We start from the raw sequence: 13,860 nt of genomic DNA, 5'->3' as shown, positions 1-13,860 counted from the left end.
TTAGGGGATGCGTACTGGTATCAGGATCGAGGTCACGGCCTCGGACAAGGCTCGGCTTGAAGCGATTGTCGCGGCGCGCGGATCCCCGCAGAAGCACGTGTGGCGGGCTCGGATCATTCTCCTGACAGCGGGCGGCCTGGGCACTGTTGCGATCATGGCAGCGACGGGTAAGTCGAAGACCTGCGTGTGGCGCTGGCAGGAACGCTTCATGGCCCAAGGTGTCGATGGTTTGCTGCGCGACAAGACCCGCCCGCCGGGCATCGCCCCGCTCGAGGCGGGGCTCGTCGACAAGATCGTGGCCCTGACCCTTGAACGCCCCGACCATGAAGCGACGCACTGGACGGTCCGTGCGATGGCCAAGGCTGTGAATAGGCGTCGAGGTGAGACTCGCCTGTTCCGCTTCGTAACCCCTCGAATTCATACTAAAAAGGCCATTAACGGGGGTCTCGATCGGCGCCGATCATGACCCCCTCTGCGGGAAGAGGGATCAAAGATTACAATCGCTTGCCTTGAACCTAGCGGGGTCCGGCTTCGACGCCTATCTACACTACACGGGACGCCGCCGACGTGAGGACGATGTTGCGGCTTCCATCACGTTCGGCAACTGACGTGGCTGGAGCTGTCGTGATCTATAATGAAGCCACGTGACGATGGGCACCGCGGCTCAACAGGCGTCGCAGAGCCAAGAGTGGTCTACGGCCAGTTCACGGCTTGGAAAGCCTGCCAACTCTTGCAACCGGATGCGATCGATTATCGTCACGGTGCGGTTACGCCAAATGCATATGTTTGCAAGTTCAAGCTTGTGAAGCGTCCGATTGACATGGATTGCAGTCATACCGGTCATATCGCCTATTTGCGACTGCGTTAAAGGCGCGAAGTAACTGTCGGCCGGTTTCCGATCTTGTCGTCCAATCCTGATCGAAAGCTGTGCAATCAATGCGGCTATCCTGTTAAGCGACCCGGTACGTCCAACCGAAGCCAGTCGATCCATCAAGAATACACGCTCTTCTTGCGACACAAGAAAAAGCATAGCGGCGATACGCGGGTTAGTCTTAAACAAGCCCCCAATATAACGAGGTTCGATCGTCGTGACTTGGACTTCAGTCAGGGCCCGGATTGTATCGGGCGCGTAACGCATTGCGAGACCGGGCATTCCCAACAGGTCGCCCGGTAAATGCACCTTGATCGACTGACGCTCCCCACTGGGAAGGAGCATGCTGCTCTCTGTCCAGCCGCTTAACAACAAATACATTTTTGGTTCGGGATCGCCTTCGTGACGGATGGTCTTGCCACGACCTAATTGACGGACGGGTGCGGCCATCTGCTCCAATGACGCAAGGTCCTTGACGCCGAGCTCGCCGAAGGCCGCAATCCTTGCGACCGCTAACTCACTGCTTGCCAAAGACCTACTTTCGACGATTTATTTGCGCCGGATTGTGCACGTTTTGAACGCCTAGCTAACCTGCTCGTTCCCGCGGGCCAATTCTCCGGCGGTCCACCTTAGCGATGGAAACCGAGGCCTGCGATGCTGACCGCGACTAGTGCTCCGACCTGCCAAACATGGTCGACAGTAAGCAGATGAAGATTTCTATCGCGGCAGCCTCAGTGCTGCAGTGCTGCACAGCACGATACGCCGAGTTCCTAATATTGCGCTTCCGTGGTTAACAGAGGAACAGCAGATTTAATACGTTGTTAAGCCGCGATGATCGCTACTAAATGATAATCCCTGAGAGTCTGACTCATAATTATCCTGCATAATTACATGAGGTTACGAGTTTCCGGGTGATGAGCTGAACCGATGCCATGAAGAGCCAGGTGGTGGCGCTTTCGATGGTGTTCTCAAAGTCCTTGGCGAGGCGTCGATTGCGGCCGAGCCAAGCGAATGTACGCTCGACGACCCAGCGTCTCGGGAGGATTTTGAAGCCCTTGGCGGCGTCGGACCGCTTGATGATTTCGAGCGTCCAGCTGCCGATGGTCGTGAGGGCATCTCGCAGCTTGTCGCCGGCATAGCCGCCGTCAGCAAAAACATGTCGCAACCAAGGGAAGCGGGCGACAATATCGGCCATGACAAGCGGCGCGCCGTCGCGGTCCTGGATGTCGGCACCATGGACGACCGTATGGACGAGGTAGCCGCACGTGTCGGTCAGGATGTGGCGCTTCTGTCAACGGCGGTCGGATTCCAGGCCAGTGCGGCGGTGTAAAAGCAGGCCACTGACGGCGTGTTGGTGACGAGCAGGAAGGGCCCCGCGGGGCCCCTTCCTGCTCGTCGTCGATCTTCTGGGGTCAGACTGTGGTGATCTCGCCGGTGTCGAGATCGACGGCGTCGACGGTGGCCTGGTTTTGCGCCGCTTTGCTGTCGGCGCGGCGGCGACCGGCAGATTCCCTGAGACGGTAGCTGTCGCCGTTCATGGTCAGGATACTGACGTGGTGGGTCAGCCGATCGAGCAGCGCGCCGGTGAGGCGTTCGGATCCCAGCACCTGGGTCCAGTCCTCGAACGGCAGGTTCGAGGTGACGATGGTCGAGCCGCGCTCGTAGCGTTGCGAGAAGGTCTCGAACAACAGCTCGGCCCCGGTCGATGACAGCGGTACATAGCCGAGCTCGTCAATGATCAGCAGCTTCACCGCCGCAAGGTCGCGCTGGAGCTTGAGCAGACGCCGCTCGTCGCGTGCTTCGAGGAGCTGGCTGACCAGCGCGGCGGCAGTGGTGAACGCGACCGTGAACCCCTTCTGGCAGGCCGCCAGACCGAGTGCGAGGGCAACGTGCGTCTTGCCGGTACCGCTGTTGCCGAGCGCGATGATGTTCTCGCGACGCACGATGTACTCGGAGCGGAAGAGCTCGAGGACGAGCATCTTGTTCAACCCAGGGATGGCGGTGAAGTCGAACGTGTCGAGGCTCTTCACTGCCGGGAACCTGGCGGCGCGGATGCGCCGCTCGACCGTCCGCCGCTCGCGGTCGATCAGCTCGAGCTCGATCAGTCGCAGCAGGTAGCGCGGATGATCGACGCCGTCGCGGGCGCACTCGCGCGCGACCTTGTCGTACTCGCGCAGAACCGTCGGCAGCTTCAGCTGCCGCAGGTGATGCGCCAGCAACACCTGCGGCGCACCGCTCGTCGTCCCGGTCGGCATCGTCTCGGCGGTCACGCGGCGAGCACCGCGTAGTCGGCGGCGCGGGTCGTCTGCACCGTCAGCCTCGGCAGATGCGGATACGCCGCCAGATCGAGCCGTACTGGCCGCCGCTCGATGCGCGCCAGCGCGATCAGCTTGACCGCGTCGAAGCCGATCGCGCCGAGGCGGATCGCCTCGGTCACCGCCAACGTCACGATATGCCGGGGCATCGCCTCCATCAGCCGTAGCACCTGGATAAACTCGCGCTTGCCGCGGTTGCCCATGCGCGCTTCGAGCCGATGGCGCAGATGCTGGAACACCTCCGGCAGGTCCCAGCCCTGCAGCGCCGCCGCCTGGTCGAGCGCGTTCGGCTTGATCTCGATCAGCGCGAGATAGTGCAACGGATCGGCGACGAACGCGCCTTCGGCATAGGAACGGGCGTGCCGGGCGATCTCCTTGCCGCCGCACAGGATCGCGACCTCGTCGACGAAGCCCTTTACGATGACGTCCTGGAACCCATAGCGCGTCGGCACCGAGTAATCGTTGCAGCGGTATCGGACCAACGCGGTCGACGACACGCGCCCGGCGCGCTTCTCGCACGGCTCGAGCGGTGTCGCCGGCAACGGCCGCAGCGCCGCCGTGTCGGCGATGAGGCGCTCGCCGATGGTCTGAGCATGCTGCCCGGCCCGGTCGTCCTGGCGCGCGCGGCAGCGCGTCGCCAGCATCGCGTTGAGATCGTCGTAACTTGCCACCACCGGGATCGGCGTCATGAAGTTGGCGCGCGCGTACTTGACCAGCCCCTCGACCTTGCCCTTGTCGTTGCCCTTGCCCGGACGACCGAACCGGTCGGCGAACAGATAATGGCTGGCCAGCTCGGTAAACGCCCGCGTCCGCTCGCGCTTGCCGTCGCCGCAGATCTTCGCCACCGCGATCTTGAGGTTGTCGTAAAGCAGCGACAGCGTCACGCCGCCGAAGAAGGCGAACGACGACACGTGCCCGTCGAGGAACGCCTCGGTCGTCTCGCGCGGATACGCCTTCACGAAGCAGGCGTCCGACTGTGGCAGGTCCATGCAGAAGAAGTGGATCTTCTGGCGAACCCCGCCGATCACGGCGACCGCCTCGCCAAAGTCCACCTGGCCATGACCCGGCGGGTGCGCCAGCGGCACGAAGGTCTCGCGCCCTCGCGCCCGGCAGATACGGACATGATCCTTCACCACGGTATAGCCGCCGGCAAAGCCATGCTCATCGCGCAGCCGTTCGAAGATCCGCTTCGCCGTGTGCCGCTGCTTCACCGGCGCCGTCAGGTCGCCTTCGAGGATCGCATCGATCACCGGCAGCAGCACGCCCAGCTTCGGCTTCGTCACCGGAGCCGTCCGCGTATAACCCGGCGGCAGCGAGAACCGGCACATCTTCAGCACCGTCTCGCGGCTCAGCCCGAAGATCCGCGCGGCCTCGCGCCGGCTGTTGCCCTCGACAAACACAAAGCGCCGGACGGCGGCATAGACTTCCACGGCAAACATCCCCGGCCGCCCCCAAAAGGGCAAACCTACCACTGGCCGGATTTTACTCCGCCGCGCTCAGCAAAATACCCGCGCTCCCGTGGCCTGCTTTGTCACCGCCATGAACACGCTTCCTCCCCTTGATCTTCTTACCGGCGTCATAGCCACGAACGCCGCCGCTCTCGGTGGTCTTCACACTCTGGCTATCGATCACGCCGGCACTCGGACTGGCTTCGCGGCCTTCTGCCTCGCGGATCGCCATCAGCAGATAGTGGTTGATCGTTTGCCACACGCCGTCATCGCGCCAGGCGTAGAAATAGCGCTGCACCGTCGTCGCCGGCGGGAAACCCGGCGGCAGCATCCGCCACGGCAGCCCGCCGCGCAGCAGATACAGCATGGCATCGACGATCCGCCGCATCGGCCATTCGCGCGGACGACCAAAAGTCGAGGCCGCTGCTGGCAGCAATGGCTCCAGCACCGCCCATTCCGCGTCGGTCAAATCGCTTGGCAAGCCCGGTCCCTTACGGGCATGCTGGGCACGGGTGGTAGCAGTCCACATCGTTGATCCTTCTGGTTCTTCGCAAAACCTCGGAATCAACATGCTGCCTGCGCGTCAAGCGCAACCGATTGATATCACCCAACTTAATTTCGGCTCAGACACTGAGACGCCTTCGAGGCCGATCTCGACCGCCAGATTGCCGACCTCGAACTGGCGGGAAGGCGAAACGCATGGGGACGTGCTGTCGCGGCTCAGATTCGCTCGTATGCTATGATACAACAGCACACCGAACTGGATTATGCCGCTTCTGTATAGCGGCCCGGCTTGGTCACGATCGCGGTCGCTACGGCTGCTATCCGTTCAAGCAGCCACCAGTCGACATACGCCGTTACTTTTTGCGCAATGGCCGTTCCAAACAGCACGAACGCGTGTGGGCTTTCGGGCACCAGATGAAGCTCGGCATTGCTGTTGGCAGCGTCCCATAGCTCGGCCATGTGCTCGTTATCCTCGATCAGGATGTCTTTCGTGCCGACGATGAACAACGCCGGCGGCAGGCCCGACAAGTCGGCATAGAGCGGAGAAAGCGAGCCGTCGCGGCGCTGCATGTCGTTCATGTTAGGTGTCAGCTTGCACAGCGTCGCCCGAACGGTAGGACCGTGGAGAACCAGCGTGTCGGCTCCAGCGTGCCGCACCATGCCGGTGCCGGCGAAATCGTAGAGGCCGAAGTAGAGCATGACCCCGGCGATATGATCGCCCATGAGGCCGCGGTCGCGCAGCCTGAGGAGCGCACACGCTGCGAGATGGGCACCGGCCGACGATCCCATCACCAAAAACCGGTTGGTTCCGAACTCGGCGCTGATTTGGTCGACCGTCCACGCCATGGCGGCGACGCAGTCCTCGATGACGGTGTCGAGCGAAGCCGCGAGTGCGAGCTGGTAATCGACGCTCACGACGGCGAGCCCGGTGCGCAGGACGAGTTCGGAGTTCGGGATATCGGCCATGCGCGCGTTGCCGATCGTCCAGCCACCGCCATGGAAGTCGAGGACGACACCCCGGCACGGGCCGGCGGGCCGGAAAATCCTGACCATCACGCGGTGGCCGAGAGCTTCGATGGTTCGAAGCTCCATCTCAGCACGCAGCTTACGCGGCCGCAGGAGGGGATAGAGTTCGGCGAGGCGCAGCAGGCCGTTGAGCACCACGCGGCCGACGGGCGTCTGCATCCGTAGACGAGGCAATCGGTCGAGCTTGCGATTAAAGCGAGCGGCTTCGGCGATGTCATTGGCGGTAAATTCAAGCTCCATCGCCCGACAACGCATCGCGTTGGCTGCCAGCACCGCGATCCGCTAATCAATTCTGCCGACGCTAAGGAAAGCGCGGTCGCGACCAGGTTCTAAGCCGCTCGCTTCAGTTTCCGCTGCAGGTATTGCTCATCGAAGCCGGCCAGCAGGGCGAGCTTGGTAATGTCATCGATCACCAGCACGCCGCCGCGAGGCCGCATGATGCCCTCCAGTCGGAGCCGCCGCAGGACGCGGTTGACGTGGACCGGCGTCAAGCCGAGCGCATCGCCAAGGACCAGCTGAGATAGCGGGAGTTCGAGCTGATCGCCGGTCGTCAGGCCCATGTTGCGGGCGCGCACGTAAAGCTCGCACATCAAATGGGCGACACGCTCGACGCTGCTCCGGCGGCCCATGCTGACGATCCACGCCCGGAGCACGCCCTCGTCGACCAGCTGCGCCCACCATAGCGCTTGTGTGAGGAACGGGCGGGTTGCAATCAGATTCTCGAATCTCGCCCGAGGTATGCTTGCCACTCTGGAATCGGTCAACGTGGCGATGCTGTGGTCCATGATATAGTTCTTCGCGAGATGCATATCGCAGCAGTCGCCAGGCATGAGAAAAGCCGTAATCTGGCGTGCCCCCTGAGGCAGAATTTGATATCGGCAGGCCCAGCCCGCCAAAATTACGAACAGCGGCCCCGAGGGGTCGCCTTCCCGGATCAGGTCATGGCGGGCGGGGACATCGCGGGCATTGGCGCATTCAGCTTCGAGCAAGCCGATGTCAGCGGTCGACAAGTCAACATGCGCACAGAGCTTGTCGATAAACGCATTGGACATGCCGTTTCCCCAGTGCGTAACGGCCCTATATTCCTAGCCTACTCTCTTTTGTACGATGACGGTTAATCCAAATCAGCGCCGCCGTAGGATAAAGTGTTAGACTATGATCATCGCTGGCACGCAGACTCAGGCGCCGGCGGCAGGGAGACATTCGCGCTTCCGCCTGAACAGATCAGGGTGACCCTCATGGCCGCTGCCCGTTTTGTCGAAGCCATTCGGCCTGTTGCGAAAGGTGTAGAGCCGGATGCCCACGGGCAGGCGGCACTGCTGCTGGCCGAGAGCATCTTGCACATGCTGGTCGACGCCGCCGTGCTAACAAACGCCGAAGCGGTCAACGTCGTGACCGCGGCGAGCGAGGTCAAACGCGAAGTTGCGACAGCGGCAGGGGAGTCAAATGGTCGAATGGAGGAGTCCCTGGGCTTGCTCAATCGAATGTCGGCGAGCTTTGAAACCGATGGCACCGAGCAGCGGCCGGCGACCGAGCCACATTTTCCGCGGCTGGCCTGACCGCGACATTTTTCTGCGACGCTGATTACGATCAACTCGCCCATATGAGTATCGGCGCATCGTTCACTTGCACACGGGCGGGAGCGAACCGATGACTATTCAGGATGTTACATATCTCCATCGGCGGATGGTCGCATCGTATGATGCAGCCGAGCGAGCGCAGCACCCGAAAGCTCGCGACGTGCATCTCAAGCTGGCCAAATTGTACCAGGAAAAGTGGCAGGTCGGGCGAACTGACGATATCGTCCCGCCGCTGACGCCAGCCATGCTTCAACGAGTCTTGGATACGTGGCCGACGTCCGACCTTGCCGTCTCCTAGCAATTGTCAGCTTTGGACATTCATGGTGGTCCGCAATGGCGCCGCTGCCAGATGGGACCGCAGCGCAAATTGATCTTGATCAGTTTCTGCCGGCGGAGAGAGGCTATGCCTTGTTCCCGTCAGCTTGCGGGAACGTCCAAATATGTCATCGCGTTGTTTTGTAGCCCGAGCCGCCACCGAGGACCGCTTGGTGGCAGCATCGATCCACCGCGGTGTGAAGGCGCGACATGCGAGTTTTGCCGCTGAGTTCCGGGCGAGCGCCATAGCCATAGTCGCGCAGGAACATTCTTGGCACAGCGGAGCAGAGCACCGCGGGCGGCAACGTTGATGGACACGCTCGAGGTGTTGATCGCCAGAGTTGTCGACGGCGATCGGGTGGCATTCCGGTCGCTGTACGATGCCACCTCCGTAAAGCTGTTGCGCGTCATCCTGACGATCGTGTTTGATCGTCGTGAAGCTGAGGAAGTCCTTCAGGAATCTTTTGTAAAAATTTGGCTGAAAGCTGCGAACTTCGATCAGGTGCGTGGTCGGCCGATGACTTGGTTGTGCACGATCGCTCGCAACAGGGCCATCGACCACCGTCGGAGGCGGCCGGTCACCATAAGTGTCGGCATCGATCAAATGCATAACATCAGTGACCCATCGCCTTCGGCCGATGTCCTGGCCTTTGCCGCAAGAGAAGCGCGACGCTTGCCAGCAGCGCTGTCGAAACTGCCACCGCGAGCTTCAGCGGCGATCCGCGACACTTATTTTGAAGGGCTTCGATACGAAGAGATTTCGGCGAGGGACAACATTCCTGTCGGCACGATCAAAAGCTGGGTGCGCCGCGGGCTTCAGCAGATGCGGGCTGATTTGACGGTCGAAACGTACGCGAATGTTGGTCAGGCCTGATGTTGATATTTGGTATTGGATCTCACGCTTCAGCGGGCCGAGCTAACGGCTGTGGGATGCCGGCGGACGTTCGAGGAGAAGGTGTCCGGTGCCCGTCGTAACCGAGCCGCGCTCGGCCGCATGCTCAAGCAGCTGTGCGAGGACAATGTCGCCGTCATAACCCTCTCGGCATCTGCTGGAAATCACTCAATGGCCAATCAAGTCAAGGGATCGACCAGACCATTATAAAGAGTAATCCTCACGGCGGACAATAATGTGCTACTATCTCCTGATACGGTCGGCCTGACCGTTAGGTAGGGGCGACTGTTAGCAGCGATTAATAGCAGGTCTCGGTAAAGGGTTTCCAGTCGTAATTGATTTTTGAATCTAATTTTACTTTTCGTTGAATTCATTGGTAATATTCGTTAACAAAAACCTTGATTTCTTGTTAGCGGCCTTTTATAGCCCGCAGACGCAATCAGGAGGTCCTTATGACAAGATTCGTTCTCACAACCATGGCGGCGTTGTTGGCTACGGCGGCATCGGCGCAGACGGTGCCGAGCAGCATCACGGGCTCTTACAACACGAACAGGCCGGTCAACGATTCGACCAACGGGTCGTACAACCCTGTCACCAACCAGACAGCGACCGACAACTCAAACAGCGCGAGCGGCTATAACGACAACGCGAACAGCGCCAGCGGCTATAACACCGCGAACACGACGACTGCGACCGATCAGTCGAACCGTGCAAGCGGCTACAACACAACGACCAACACGGATGCATCTAACCGTGCCAGCGGCTACAACACGACGTCGACCAACACCGACGCGTCGAATAGCTCGAAGAACGGGTTCAACACAACGACCGATGCTTCGAACCGCGCCAGCGGCTACAACAACAATGCCAGCGGCTATAACACCGACAATTCAAATCGTTCGGTGAACACGACGACGAACCGGACGACGAACAACACCGACGCGTCAAATCGGGCGAGCGGCTACAACACCGCGACCGACAACTCGAACCGGGCCAGCGGTTACAACACTGACAACTCGAACAACGCCAGCGGCTACAACACCGATAACAGCAACCGCTCGGTCAGCACGACGAAAACGAGCACGGACGCTTCGAACCGTGCGAGCGGCTACAACACTGCGACCGACAATTCGAACCATCAGAGCGGCTTCAATACCACGACTGATGCTTCAAACCGTGCCAGTGGTTACAATACTGACAACTCTAATCGCCAGACGGGGTTCAATACCACGACTGACAACTCGAACCGAGCCAGCGGTTACAATACCACTGACAACTCGGACCATTCGACCACAACCAGTCTTTCGAACAGTGGCCGTGGGTCGACCGCCAATGGCGGTTCGGCGAGTTATGTCGACTCGTCGATGACGGGCGGCCAGGCGACGACCAACGCCGCCGGTTCAGCGGCAACGTCGAACCAGTTCGGCGGCGGCTCGGTGGTCGCTTCTTCGACCTTGGCGAGCTATGTGACGGGAAACACCGTCACGTACGGGCTCGGCGGCGGTGAAGGTGGCACAGCCACACCGGGGACGACCGGCTTCAGCAGCACGGGTACGCCTGGCAGCAGCACGGCCGCAGGCGGCAGTGGGGCGTACGTCAACAACAGTGTCAATTTCTCGGGATCGTCCTTCTCCGGTTTTGCCGGCATCCAGGGCCTGAACGTGAACACTGGCGCAAACGCCTCGCAGAGCGCGGCGGTCAACGTATCGCCGTCGATCGGCACGCTGACCATTCGCTAAGCGCTAAGCGCAACGCCTCGGCGGGCGGAGTGGGCCGCGGTCCACTCCGCCCGTCGCTACCGCGAGGATCGTTAAGATGGTCACGTTGAGACTGATTCTGTTGGCGGGCCTTGGTCTGACCGCGCCCGCGATGGCGCAATTGGGACCGCCTGTTTCAGATGCCGAACTCGGCAAGGTCGCCGGCAAGACCGATATCGCGCAGGCAATCCGCGCGACCAATGCTACGACACTGACCGACAACCAGGTCAACGGCAACTCGATTACCGGCGTTATCTCAATTAGCGATAACGCGCTGTCGAACTTTAATGGCTTGGCGATCATCAGCGCCAACACGGGCAACAACGTCGCGATCAGCTCATCGCTTAACGTCAATGTTTCGGTTCATCCGTAGGTCAACCCTTATTGCCGTGGCAGCGCTGCTCCCGGGCTGCGCCGCCGAGGTCAATTCGGGCGGTACGGCGATGACCTATGGTGGCCAAATCGAGGCGGGGTATCCCGTCCATTCGATGCTCGAGCAGAAATTCACGACCGTCGTTCGGCAGCAATATGATTTTAGCTGTGGGTCGGCGGCGTTGGCAACTCTGCTGCGCTACCACTATGACGAGTCCGTCGACGAGAAAATCGCGTTCGCCGGGATGTGGCGCGACGGCGACAAAGACCAGATCCGCAAGCTCGGCTTCTCGTTGCTCGACATGAAGCGGTTTCTCGCCAGTGTCCACATGAGCGCCGATGGCTACAAGGTGACGCTGGCGCAGGTGGCACACGCGCGGTTGCCCGGCATCGCGTTGATAGATGTCTTTGGTTACAAACATTTCGTCGTGCTCAAGGGGATCGATGGGGCCGCAGTGCTGCTTGGCGACCCCGCCGTGGGTTTGCGGCGAATGTCCGTGGCCGAATTCGCCAAGCACTGGAACGGAGTGCTGTTTGTGATTAACGGTCGCGACGACCTAGCCCACGCCTCGTTCAGTCGCGCGTCTGAACTTGCCTTATCTCCTGGTGGGCGGAATACTCTGTCGATGGAGCCAATCAGCCAGGCAGCACTTGCGCTGACAAGACCGGGACCCGGTGCCATATGAAGCGCGCTGTCTTACTTATTGCGACCCTCTTTGGCGGCACGAGCGCGGAAGCGTATCCGCTTGGCGCGACTATCACCGATTACGAGTTGGCGACGATGCGCGGCGGCATCCGACTTCCCGACGGCACCGATGTTGCGATCGGGGTGGCGATCGAAACACAGGTCAATGGCGTAGTCGCGCTCCGTACTCAGTTCTCGACAAGCCAGCCCGGGGTGCAAGTTTACGCTGGCGGGCTCCCAGCGACGTCCACCGGTGCGGTCGCAGCCGATAGCAGGAGCACCGCGCCCGTCGTCGACTACAGCCGCAATGCCGCGGGTACGCTGATCACGGTGGCTCCAGCGCCGACGTCAGCCGTGCTCAACGTTGGTACCGGCGGCTCGTTGCCGCCGACGGTGGGCACTGCGCTCGCGGTCCAGCCCAATGGTACGCCGGTGACCACGGCGCTTGGCAGCGTCGCGTTGCGCCAGACCAGTGGTGGGTTTACCTCAGAACTTATGGGCAATAACTTCGATGTGCAGCAAATGATCGGGCAGACGACCGGCGCTGTCATTCAAAACACCGGCAACAATCAAGCAATCAGCACCACGACCTGGATCAGTGTCGATTTGCGCGGCATCCCGGTGCCGTCAAACTTGGCATCGACGCTGACCAGTGCACGCTCGCGCCATTGTGGTTCATTAACATGTATCGTCTTCTTATCCCCGCCCTGCTCGCTGGCAGTGCTGCGGGAGCCCAGACCGTTTCCTCTAGCTTAGCGGCGCCGTCGCTTGTTGAGATCCAGGCACTCGAAGCTCAAGTCGACCGTCAGGAGGCCGATCTAGCCTCAACAAAAGCAAGGCTCCATGCACTCGAGGACCAGGTCCTCGGCACCCAGCGTGCACGCGGTGCAGAGGCGCAGCTTGATCCGCCCAAACCTATCCCTGGGGCACCGACGCAAGGCACGGCTTCGCCGCAGCAAACCGCGCAGACCGCGCCTGCGCCCGATCAGTCGCAGCCGGTTGGCCAGGCCCCGGCACCGCGTGAGCGCCAAGCCGAGGTGGCGGTGCTTTCCGAGCAGGGCGGCATCATCACCCGGCGCGGGCGATTCACCGTTGAGCCCGCGTTGGAATACGCTCGCTCAGATCGCAATACGGTCATATTTCGGGGGATCGAAGTACCGACCTCAGTTCTTGTCGGTGTGTTCGACATCAATGAGACGCGCTCCGATATCGTCACTGCGTCGATCGCAGCGCGTTACGGGTTGTCATCGCGCCTTGAGCTGAACGTCCGCGCCCCGTTCGTTTACCGGGCCGACTCGTCGGTCTTGGCTCCTGTTACCACCGGAGGTGGTGGAACCAATGCCGTAACGACCCCGAATGTTGCGGCCCGGGGCCACGACATCGGCGATATCGAGTTTGGTGCGCGTTATCAGATTACAAGCGGGACACGCGGTTTCCCGATCTTGATCGGTGGCCTGCAGGTCGTGTCGCCGACTGGAACCAATCCGTTCACGACACCGCGCGACCCCGGCACTGGCGTCGCGCTCGCCTCGGCAACCGGTGGCGGTTTTTGGGGCGTAACTCCAACGATCACAGCGCTATTGCCGTCGGATCCCGCGGTGCTGTTTGGATCGCTTGGATACACCCATAACTTTGGGCGCGGCTTTGATGGCGTCCAGCTGGCGAACGACGTGTTGGTCGATTATGTTAAGCCGGGCGATGCGGTTCAAGGCAGCGCCGGTATTGGCATCTCGTTAAATCCGCGGGTGGCTGTGTCATTTGGCTATGCCCAAAGTTGGTCGTTTGGCACGCGCACCCAGGGCCGCATTCTCCAGACTAGCTTCAGCACTGGAGCTGTGACTGGCTCGACACCCTACAACCAGACGACGCGCGATCTTCAAATCGGGCGGTTCTTATTCGGCGTCAGCTACCGAACGGCAGCGGCGACAACGATCAACTGGAACGTCGAAGTGGGTGCCACACGCGACGCAGCCGACGTAAGAACGACGCTACGGCTGCCAATTACCTTCGGAAACTGACGCGCTGGTGTCGATCATGCACCCAGAAGCAGCTCGAGCTGGCATTTTGCTCTAGCAAGGACAACGTCAACGTCGGA

At 61.0% G+C, this 13,860-nt stretch carries 15 protein-coding genes and 1 pseudogene; 9 read left to right on the top strand and 7 right to left on the bottom strand.

The window, feature by feature from the left end; genetic code table 11:
• Positions 1 to 7 precede the first annotated feature (7 nt).
• The gene (locus KZX46_RS00720; protein WP_255614819.1) at positions 8 to 466 is read left to right on the top strand and encodes a helix-turn-helix domain-containing protein; all 459 of its coding nucleotides are present in this window, start codon (positions 8 to 10) and stop codon (positions 464 to 466) included.
• 198 nt (positions 467 to 664) lie between these two features.
• Here the strand turns inward: KZX46_RS00720 and KZX46_RS00715 are convergent, their stop codons facing one another.
• The 7 genes and pseudogenes from KZX46_RS00715 to KZX46_RS00685 all read right to left on the bottom strand — a co-directional run bounded on the left by KZX46_RS00715 (position 665) and on the right by KZX46_RS00685 (position 7,216).
• Positions 665 to 1,402 (bottom strand): Crp/Fnr family transcriptional regulator, encoded by a 738-nt coding sequence (locus tag KZX46_RS00715; protein ID WP_219774070.1) that lies wholly within the window; start codon positions 1,400 to 1,402, stop codon positions 665 to 667.
• A gap of 343 nt (positions 1,403 to 1,745) precedes the next feature.
• A pseudogene (locus KZX46_RS00710) lies at positions 1,746 to 2,162 on the bottom strand (transposase); the annotation flags it as partial.
• Between the two features lie 121 nt (positions 2,163 to 2,283).
• The gene (gene istB, locus KZX46_RS00705; protein WP_219774205.1) at positions 2,284 to 3,126 is read right to left on the bottom strand and encodes an IS21-like element helper ATPase IstB; all 843 of its coding nucleotides are present in this window, start codon (positions 3,124 to 3,126) and stop codon (positions 2,284 to 2,286) included.
• A gap of 11 nt (positions 3,127 to 3,137) precedes the next feature.
• Positions 3,138 to 4,625: an IS21 family transposase gene (gene istA / locus KZX46_RS00700; protein ID WP_219774069.1), complete on the bottom strand. Its 1,488-nt coding sequence runs from the start codon at positions 4,623 to 4,625 to the stop codon at positions 3,138 to 3,140.
• 43 nt (positions 4,626 to 4,668) lie between these two features.
• A complete protein-coding gene (locus KZX46_RS00695; protein WP_255614818.1) occupies positions 4,669 to 5,163 on the bottom strand; it encodes an IS5 family transposase in 495 nt (164 codons plus the stop codon).
• Positions 5,164 to 5,399: 236 nt separating this feature from the next.
• Entirely contained in the window at positions 5,400 to 6,437 is a 1,038-nt protein-coding gene (locus KZX46_RS00690; protein ID WP_219774068.1) for an alpha/beta hydrolase, read from the bottom strand.
• A 56-nt stretch (positions 6,438 to 6,493) separates the two neighbouring features.
• Complete coding sequence (locus KZX46_RS00685; RefSeq protein WP_226895871.1) at positions 6,494 to 7,216, bottom strand: Crp/Fnr family transcriptional regulator; 723 nt, start codon at positions 7,214 to 7,216, stop codon at positions 6,494 to 6,496.
• Between the two features lie 186 nt (positions 7,217 to 7,402).
• Between KZX46_RS00685 and KZX46_RS00680 the strand changes: the two genes are divergently transcribed.
• From KZX46_RS00680 to KZX46_RS00645, 8 genes are all read left to right on the top strand, one after another.
• On the top strand, positions 7,403 to 7,723 hold the full coding sequence (locus tag KZX46_RS00680; RefSeq protein ID WP_219774067.1) for a hypothetical protein: 321 nt from the start codon (positions 7,403 to 7,405) through the stop codon (positions 7,721 to 7,723).
• Between the two features lie 646 nt (positions 7,724 to 8,369).
• Entirely contained in the window at positions 8,370 to 8,933 is a 564-nt protein-coding gene (locus KZX46_RS00675) for a sigma-70 family RNA polymerase sigma factor (RefSeq protein ID WP_219774066.1), read from the top strand.
• A 9-nt stretch (positions 8,934 to 8,942) separates the two neighbouring features.
• A complete protein-coding gene (locus KZX46_RS00670; RefSeq protein WP_219774065.1) occupies positions 8,943 to 9,161 on the top strand; it encodes a recombinase family protein in 219 nt (72 codons plus the stop codon).
• 242 nt (positions 9,162 to 9,403) lie between these two features.
• Positions 9,404 to 10,690, top strand: a complete 1,287-nt coding sequence (locus tag KZX46_RS00665) for a hypothetical protein (RefSeq protein ID WP_219774064.1) — start codon at positions 9,404 to 9,406, stop codon at positions 10,688 to 10,690.
• A gap of 76 nt (positions 10,691 to 10,766) precedes the next feature.
• Positions 10,767 to 11,081, top strand: coding sequence for a hypothetical protein (locus KZX46_RS00660; RefSeq protein ID WP_219774063.1), 315 nt, complete (start codon positions 10,767 to 10,769; stop codon positions 11,079 to 11,081).
• Positions 11,082 to 11,097: 16 nt separating this feature from the next.
• The gene (locus KZX46_RS00655) at positions 11,098 to 11,766 is read left to right on the top strand and encodes a C39 family peptidase (RefSeq protein ID WP_226895869.1); all 669 of its coding nucleotides are present in this window, start codon (positions 11,098 to 11,100) and stop codon (positions 11,764 to 11,766) included.
• The gene (locus KZX46_RS00650) at positions 11,763 to 12,521 is read left to right on the top strand and encodes a hypothetical protein (RefSeq protein ID WP_219774062.1); all 759 of its coding nucleotides are present in this window, start codon (positions 11,763 to 11,765) and stop codon (positions 12,519 to 12,521) included. The genes KZX46_RS00655 and KZX46_RS00650 overlap by 4 nt, the downstream gene beginning before the upstream one ends.
• Positions 12,434 to 13,783: a hypothetical protein gene (locus KZX46_RS00645; RefSeq protein ID WP_219774061.1), complete on the top strand. Its 1,350-nt coding sequence runs from the start codon at positions 12,434 to 12,436 to the stop codon at positions 13,781 to 13,783. The genes KZX46_RS00650 and KZX46_RS00645 overlap by 88 nt, the downstream gene beginning before the upstream one ends.
• Positions 13,784 to 13,860: the final 77 nt, after the last annotated feature.

It is taken from the genome of Polymorphobacter sp. PAMC 29334 (assembly GCF_019431245.1).
In the GTDB taxonomy this organism is placed as follows: Bacteria; Pseudomonadota; Alphaproteobacteria; order Sphingomonadales; family Sphingomonadaceae; genus Polymorphobacter_B; species Polymorphobacter_B megasporae.
This window is presented reverse-complemented; position numbering and strand designations above follow the sequence as displayed.

What these genes read in the sequence shown, in the direction of transcription:
- istB (WP_219774205.1), bottom strand. Translation starts at nt 3,126, where the DNA reads ATGCCGACCGGGACGACGAGCGGTGCGCCGCAGGTGTTGCTGGCGCAT.
- KZX46_RS00660 (WP_219774063.1), top strand. Translation starts at nt 10,767, where the DNA reads ATGGTCACGTTGAGACTGATTCTGTTGGCGGGCCTTGGTCTGACCGCG.
- KZX46_RS00685 (WP_226895871.1), bottom strand. Translation starts at nt 7,216, where the DNA reads ATGTCCAATGCGTTTATCGACAAGCTCTGTGCGCATGTTGACTTGTCG.
- KZX46_RS00680 (WP_219774067.1), top strand. Translation starts at nt 7,403, where the DNA reads ATGGCCGCTGCCCGTTTTGTCGAAGCCATTCGGCCTGTTGCGAAAGGT.
- istA (WP_219774069.1), bottom strand. Translation starts at nt 4,625, where the DNA reads ATGTTTGCCGTGGAAGTCTATGCCGCCGTCCGGCGCTTTGTGTTTGTC.
- KZX46_RS00650 (WP_219774062.1), top strand. Translation starts at nt 11,763, where the DNA reads ATGAAGCGCGCTGTCTTACTTATTGCGACCCTCTTTGGCGGCACGAGC.
- KZX46_RS00675 (WP_219774066.1), top strand. Translation starts at nt 8,370, where the DNA reads ATGGACACGCTCGAGGTGTTGATCGCCAGAGTTGTCGACGGCGATCGG.
- KZX46_RS00720 (WP_255614819.1), top strand. Translation starts at nt 8, where the DNA reads ATGCGTACTGGTATCAGGATCGAGGTCACGGCCTCGGACAAGGCTCGG.
- KZX46_RS00695 (WP_255614818.1), bottom strand. Translation starts at nt 5,163, where the DNA reads ATGTGGACTGCTACCACCCGTGCCCAGCATGCCCGTAAGGGACCGGGC.
- KZX46_RS00665 (WP_219774064.1), top strand. Translation starts at nt 9,404, where the DNA reads ATGACAAGATTCGTTCTCACAACCATGGCGGCGTTGTTGGCTACGGCG.